Below are 839 nucleotides of genomic sequence, written 5' to 3'. Positions count from 1 at the left end.
ATACAACATATTTTCCATTAGAATATTTTACTCCATCTAAAAAAGCAGTTGATAAACCTTTTTTATATCCTCTTTCAACAAGTTTTATATTTTTATATTCCTTTTTTAATTTTTCTATTTCTTCAATTGTTCCATCTTTTGATCCATCATCTACAAAAATTATTTCATAATTTATATCATTTAAGCTTTCTCTTATTCTTTTTACTAATTCATTAATATTTTCTTTTTCATTTAATGTTGGTATTATTATTGATATATCTATATTCATTGATTATTCTAACTTCCTTATTTACTTTAAAAATATTTCTTTATATTATCATTAAATNNCAAGATTGGGTGGTACAAACAAAGTAAATCATGTTAAATGCAGAAGATGTGGNNNAAAAACATATACTCCTGATAAGGGATACTGCTCACATTGTGGATTTGGAAGAAGTAGTAAAATAAGGGNNTATGTATGGTCATATAAATTTAAAAGAAAATGGTAGAAGAACAAAAAGAAGCTGAAGAAGTAAAAAAGGAACAGCAGGCTTTAGAAAAAATNNNATCGCAAAAGTTTAANNNNGAATCTTGGAATCCAAAAACAAATCTTGGTANNTTGGTAAAGGAAGGAAAAATAAATTCAANNGAGCAAGTATTTAAAAATGGATATAAAATATTGAACNNAGAAATTGTAGATGATTATATACCAGATTTAAAATATGAATATATTAGATTATCATTGTCTAAAGGTAAATATAGAAGGCCAAAATTTGTAAAAATGGTTCAAAGAAAAACTGCTGAANNTAATAAAACATCATGGGTTTCTGTTGCTGTTGTTGGAAATGAAAATGGATATG

At 24.8% G+C, this 839-nt stretch carries 2 protein-coding genes; one reads left to right on the top strand and one right to left on the bottom strand.

Translation table 11 applies throughout. The features are described 5' to 3' along the window. The coding region (locus tag LUA84_RS03750) for a glycosyltransferase (protein WP_231434506.1) at positions 1 to 268 on the bottom strand (268 nt) is incomplete at its 3' end. 64 nt (positions 269 to 332) lie between these two features. On the opposite strand from LUA84_RS03750, the gene rpl37e reads away from it, so the two are divergent. After that, positions 333 to 488, top strand: coding sequence for a 50S ribosomal protein L37e (gene rpl37e / locus LUA84_RS04855; RefSeq protein ID WP_457913301.1), 156 nt, complete (start codon positions 333 to 335; stop codon positions 486 to 488). Positions 489 to 839: the final 351 nt, after the last annotated feature.

This window comes from Candidatus Nanopusillus massiliensis, assembly GCF_920984865.1.
Note: the sequence above shows the minus strand (reverse complement) of the source record. Positions and strands in the feature narration are given on the sequence as shown.